At 66.4% G+C, this 5,445-nt stretch carries 7 protein-coding genes; all 7 read right to left on the reverse strand.

All coding sequences use genetic code 11. The features are described from left to right. Window positions 1–66: 66 nt before the first annotated feature. Window positions 67–309, reverse strand: coding sequence for a MoaD/ThiS family protein (locus tag ACIQ6O_RS12150; RefSeq protein WP_396208056.1), 243 nt, complete (start codon window positions 307–309; stop codon window positions 67–69). Between the two features lie 144 nt (window positions 310–453). Continuing rightward, complete coding sequence (locus ACIQ6O_RS12155; RefSeq protein ID WP_306520058.1) at window positions 454–786, reverse strand: HU family DNA-binding protein; 333 nt, start codon at window positions 784–786, stop codon at window positions 454–456. 121 nt (window positions 787–907) lie between these two features. After that, a complete protein-coding gene (gene carA, locus ACIQ6O_RS12160) occupies window positions 908–2,020 on the reverse strand; it encodes a glutamine-hydrolyzing carbamoyl-phosphate synthase small subunit (protein WP_396208057.1) in 1,113 nt (370 codons plus the stop codon). 7 nt (window positions 2,021–2,027) lie between these two features. After that, a complete protein-coding gene (secG, locus tag ACIQ6O_RS12165) occupies window positions 2,028–2,411 on the reverse strand; it encodes a preprotein translocase subunit SecG (protein WP_396208058.1) in 384 nt (127 codons plus the stop codon). Between the two features lie 153 nt (window positions 2,412–2,564). After that, complete coding sequence (gene tpiA / locus ACIQ6O_RS12170; protein ID WP_396208059.1) at window positions 2,565–3,320, reverse strand: triose-phosphate isomerase; 756 nt, start codon at window positions 3,318–3,320, stop codon at window positions 2,565–2,567. A 27-nt stretch (window positions 3,321–3,347) separates the two neighbouring features. After that, window positions 3,348–4,544, reverse strand: a complete 1,197-nt coding sequence (locus ACIQ6O_RS12175; RefSeq protein ID WP_396208060.1) for a phosphoglycerate kinase — start codon at window positions 4,542–4,544, stop codon at window positions 3,348–3,350. Between the two features lie 89 nt (window positions 4,545–4,633). Next, on the reverse strand, window positions 4,634–5,445 hold an 812-nt coding region (locus tag ACIQ6O_RS12180), incomplete at its 5' end, for a type I glyceraldehyde-3-phosphate dehydrogenase (protein ID WP_396208061.1).

Here is a 5,445-nt window from a genome sequence, read left to right on the forward strand (position 1 = left end):
GTCGATGGGCGCCGTGACGACGGCCGAATGCAGCAGCCCGCTATCGCTTGAGGAGCACGACATGTCTCAGCCTCCGGCGACCGGGGGGATGAGCGCCACCTCGTCCTGGCTCTGGATGAGCTGCGCGTAATCGACGAACGCGTGGTTCACGGCCACCAGCGGCCTCGGGGGGAGGCGGTCGCCACCCGGAAGGCCGCGAATGGCGGCCACCAGATCGGTTACCGCGCAGGGCGCCGATACCGGCACGTCGAGGCGCCGTGTACCGAACGCATCGGCGTAGGAGGCAAAGAGGAGGACGGGGACGGTCATGGCTTGGGCAAGATAGCACACGGGCCGCTGGAAGGTTCGATGGTCGGCTGGTGCACGCCAAGGCTGAGATACGCAAAACCCCCGACCGTGAAGTCGAGGGTCAGGCACCACTGCAGCGGGCGGCGGCTAGCCGCCCGGACCGATTCAATCGTCGGAATCGTCGTCGTCGAGGAGGTGCTCCTCGATGCCGGCCACCATGGCCCGCAGCTCCTTGCTCGGCTTGAACACCGGTACCGGGCGCGCCGACACCTCCACCGGAGAGCCCGTGCGCGGATTGCGCGCCATGCGGGTCTTGCGCTGGCGGATTTTGAAGGTGCCGAAGCCTCGAACTTCGATGTTCTTCTGCTCCTGCAGCGCTTCCTTTATGGCATCGAGAAACGCATCCACGACGCGCGCGCAGTCCTTCTTGGAGATGGTCGGACCGGCAGTGCGGGCGATACGAGCCGTGACGTTCTCGACCAGATCGGCTTTGGTCATGTTGCGGGGGAGAAATTCGGAGCAGAAACGCCACGGGCACCAAGCCACGGCTCGGTGCCCGCGAAGCATTGCGATGCGATAGTATGGCCTTAGTGCTTATCAGTCAAGCGTTTGGGCCATCTCACCCACGACGATTTCTCAGAGCCGTGAGAAACTGGTCGAACAGGGGGACCGCGTCGTGCGGTCCCGGGGCGGCTTCCGGATGGTACTGGACGGCGAACACGGGGAGGGTCTTGTGCTTGAGTCCTTCGACCGTGCCGTCGTTGAGATTGATATGCGTGACGGCCAGATCCGGTGCCCCCTCTACGCCTTCGGGGGAGCCCACCACGGCGAAGCCATGGTTCTGGGAGGTGATGAGCACCTGCCCCGTTTCGAGGTCCTTCACGGGCTGATTCCCACCGCGGTGGCCGAACGGCATCTTGGCCGTGTGCCCGCCGAAAGTGATGCCGAGGAGCTGGTGGCCCAGGCAGATGCCGAACATGGGGATGCGCTGCTCGGCGATGCGCTTGATCGCGGCCGGCGCATAGGTGACCGCCTCCGGGTCACCTGGGCCGTTCGACAGGAATACGCCATCCGGATTCATGGCCAGCACCGCGTCGGCGGGGGTGGCCGACGGAACGACGGTGACCCGGATTCCATGCGCATCGAACAGGCGCAGGATGTTGCGCTTGATGCCGTAGTCGTAGGCGACGATGTGGAACGGGGCATCGTCCTTGCCCCACGCGTACGGCTCGCGGGTTGACACCACGGAAGCCAGATCGAGCCCGGCCATGCTGGGGCACGCGTCGAGCGCCGCGAGGGCTTCCTTTGTCGGGGCCTCGCCCGCGCCGATGACGCCGCGCATGACCCCCCCGTTGCGGAGGTGCTTGGTGAGGCGGCGGGTGTCGACCTCGGTGAGGACCGGCACATTGCCGGTTGCGAGCCACTCGGGCAGGCTGCCGCTGGCGCGCCAATTCGAGAAGGTCGGCGAAAGCTCCCGGCAGACGACGCCGGCGACCTGCGGGCGGGCCGACTCGGGATCTTCGGTGTTGACGCCGTAGTTGCCGATCTGGGGCGCCGTCATGACGACGATCTGCCCGCGGAACGACGGGTCGGAGAACGTTTCCTGGTAGCCCGTCATGTTCGTGGTGAACACGACCTCGGCTACCGTGGGGCCGGGCTCACCGACGAGCCGGCCGAGAAAAAGGGTTCCGTCCTCGAGGAGGAGGAACCCCTTTGGAGGCAACGTGGTCACCGAGGCCTTACTGCTTGGCGGGCGCTGCCGGCGTTGCCGGAGCGGCCTGCTGCGTCAGCGGGGCGGCCGGTGCGGCGGCGCCGTTGCTGGGGCCAGGCGCGCTTGGCGCCGCGGCCGGCGCGGCGAGCTTGTCGAGGACCGACTTCGGCGCAGCGGCGCGGCTCGACATGATCTGCAGGATGAAGGCGAGCACCAGGAAGATGCCGCCGCACCACCACGACGCCTTCGTGAGCAGGTTGCCGGCCTGACGGGAGCCGATCACCGAGTCCGCCGACGAGCTCGCGCCGCCGAAGCTGGCTGCAAGCCCGCCGCCCTTGCCCGACTGAAGAAGGACCGCCGCCGCAAGCACGAGGGCGTCGAGGATAAGCAGAGTCAGGAGGAACGTGTACATGTCGCGGAGACGGAAAACCGGTCGAGAAACCGTAAGGGGTGGCAGCAGGGAGTCCGCTGCAGCCTCGTAAAATCGCCGAGTGATGCGGCCGGGGCAAGTGCTTGAGTGATCAGCGCTTGCCCCGGTTGGGCCGAACGGGGGCCCAAAGAGGACTCAGGCGCGGACGATACCCGCCCAGCTGTCGGCGTCGAGGGACGCGCCGCCGACGAGCAGACCGTCCACGTCCGATGCCGCCAGCAGCTGCGTGGCGTTGCCCCGGTTGACTGAGCCGCCGTACAGGATGGGAATCCCCGCGCCCGCCCGCTCGCCCACCCGCGATATCAGCGCCTGACGCAGCACGCCGTGGATTTCGCTGGCGTCCTCCGGCGTGGCCGTACGTCCGGTGCCGATGGCCCACACCGGTTCGTACGCCAGCATGATGGTCGCGACCTGGGCGTCGTCGAGCTCGGCCAACCCAGCGCTCAGCTGGCGTTCCACCACTTCGGCGGTGCGTCCCGCTTCGCGCTCCTCGAGCGTCTCGCCTACGCAGAGCATGGGTGTGAGCCGCGCCTGTGCGATGAGGGCCATCTTCTTTGTCGTCATCGCGTCGGTTTCTCCGAACACGTGTCGACGTTCGGAGTGGCCCACCAGGACCACGCGAGCCCCCACGTCACGCGCCATGAGCACGGAGTTCTCCCCGGTGAAGGCGCCCTGGGCTTCGGAGTGCACGTTCTGGACTCCCACCCAAACTTCGGGACGATCCTTGAGGCCGTCGACCACCGTCGTGAGTGTGATCGCCGACGGGAAGAAGACCAGCGTGCGCTCATTCAGCTTCGGGACCTGAGCGAGGAAGCGCTGGAGAAAGGCGCGCGCATCGCTCGGCGTGTGATTGAGCTTCCAGTTCGCCGCGATTACCGGCTTGAGATGCATGAGAAAATCCGAATGAATGAGCGGAGTTCAGCGCGCGTCGAGGGCGCTGACCCCGGGGAGGTCCTTCCCTTCCAGAAACTCGAGTGAGGCGCCACCACCGGTGGACACGTGGCTCATCTGCGATTCGAGCCCGGCTTCGGCCACCGCCGCCGCACTGTCGCCCCCGCCGATGATGGTGGTCGCGCCGTTGGCCGTCGCTTTCGCCATCGCCTCGGCCACGCCGTGCGTCCCCGCGTCGAACGGCGGCTTCTCGAACACGCCCATGGGGCCGTTCCAGAGCACCGTCTGCGCGCCTTCCACGAGCGCACGATACTGCGTCACGCTCTTTGGGCCGATATCGAACATCGCCTGTCCGGCCGGAATCGCGTCGCGATCCACGGCCGTTGCCTGTGCCCCGGCATCCATGGCCGGCGCGATGGTGGCGTCGATCGGTAGCACGAGCTTGCCGCCGGCACGCGCCAGCAGATCCTTGGCCATATCGAGACGGTCGGGTTCGACGAGCGAGTTACCCGTCTCGAAGCCCATGGCCTTGAAGAACGTACAGGCCATGGCCCCACCGATGAGTAGCGTGTCGACCTTGGGCAGCAGCGCTTCTACCACGTCGATCTTGCCGGAGATCTTCGAGCCACCAAGGATCGCGACGAAGGGCCGCTGCGGGTTCGCGAGGGCGCCACCCAGGTACGCCAGCTCCTTCTCCATCAACAGTCCGGCCACGGCCGGGCGGCAAAACTGTGCCACCCCTGCGGTGCTCGCGTGCGCGCGATGGGCGGCACCGAAGGCATCGTTCACGTAGAAATCGCCAAGCTGGGCCATCTGCTGCGAGAGTGCCTCGTCGTTCTTCTCCTCACCCGGGAGGAAACGCGTGTTCTCGAGCAGCAGCACTTCGCCCGCGGCGAGATTTCGCGTCGCGGCCACGGCGCGCTCGCCGACGGTCACGTCGAGAAAGTGCACGGGACGCGGCAGCAGTTCCTTGAGACGCGCGGCAACCGGGGCCAGCGAATACTTCGCCTCGGGCGCGCCCTTGGGGCGGCCGAAGTGCGCGAGCAGCACGACACTCGCGCCCCCGTCGAGCAGCGTCGTGATGGTCGGCAGCGCGGCGGTGATGCGCGTGTCGTCGGCGACCTTGCCGGCCTCGTCGAGTGGCACGTTGAAATCGACGCGCACGAGCGCACGCTTGCCGGTCAGTTCCGCCGGCGTGAGGTCACGAATGGTCTTGGTGGTCATCGAACTCGGAGCGGATCGGGGAACAAAGAAAACGACCCACGCCGAGGTCGAAACGATCTCGGCGTGGGTTGTTCAACAGACAGCCGGTCTCAGAGACGCGAGCCCACGAAACGCAGCAGGTCGACGCAGCGCGAGGAATAGCCCCACTCGTTGTCGTACCAGCCGGAGATCTTCACCATGCTGCCGTTGATGACGATCGTGCTGCCGGCGTCGAGCGTGCACGAATACGGGTTGCCGATGTAATCCACCGAAACGAGCGGCTCGGTGCTGTAGCCGAGGATTCCCTCGAGGGCCCCGCTCTCCGACGCCGCCTTGAACGCCGCATTCACTTCGTCCTTCGTGACCGGGCGCTCCACGACACACGTGAGGTCGGTGAGCGACACATCGGGCGTGGGCACGCGCACGGCGATGCCGTCGATCTTCCCCTTCACTTCCGGAATCACGAGCGCCGTAGCCTTGGCCGCGCCGGTCGTGGTGGGGATCATGCTCACAGCCGCGGCACGCGCACGACGCAGGTCCTTGTGCGGCAGGTCGAGAATCGACTGGTCGTTCGTGTAGCTGTGGATGGTCACCATCGAGCCGTGCACAAAGCCGAACGACTCGCGAATCACCTTCACCATGGGGGCGAGGCAATTCGTGGTGCACGAGGCGTTGGAGATGATGTGATGCGACGACGGATCATACTTGTCGCTGTTCACGCCCATCACCACGGTGATGTCCTCGTTGGTCGCCGGGGCGGAGATGATCACCTTCTTCGCGCCGCCTTCGATGTGCTTTACGGCATCCTTGGCGTCCGTGAAGCGGCCGGTCGATTCGAGCACGATATCGACGCCGAGGTCCTTCCACGGGAGCTTCGCGGGGTCACGCTCGGCGAGGATCTTCACCGTGTCGCCGTCGATCG

Origin of the sequence: Gemmatimonas sp. (assembly GCF_044345575.1) — a bacterium.
Lineage (GTDB): Bacteria > Gemmatimonadota > Gemmatimonadetes > Gemmatimonadales > Gemmatimonadaceae > Gemmatimonas.

What these genes read in the sequence shown, in the direction of transcription:
- ACIQ6O_RS12175 (WP_396208060.1), bottom strand. Translation starts at nt 4,544, where the DNA reads ATGACCACCAAGACCATTCGTGACCTCACGCCGGCGGAACTGACCGGC.
- tpiA (WP_396208059.1), bottom strand. Translation starts at nt 3,320, where the DNA reads ATGCATCTCAAGCCGGTAATCGCGGCGAACTGGAAGCTCAATCACACG.
- secG (WP_396208058.1), bottom strand. Translation starts at nt 2,411, where the DNA reads ATGTACACGTTCCTCCTGACTCTGCTTATCCTCGACGCCCTCGTGCTT.
- ACIQ6O_RS12150 (WP_396208056.1), bottom strand. Translation starts at nt 309, where the DNA reads ATGACCGTCCCCGTCCTCCTCTTTGCCTCCTACGCCGATGCGTTCGGT.
- ACIQ6O_RS12155 (WP_306520058.1), bottom strand. Translation starts at nt 786, where the DNA reads ATGACCAAAGCCGATCTGGTCGAGAACGTCACGGCTCGTATCGCCCGC.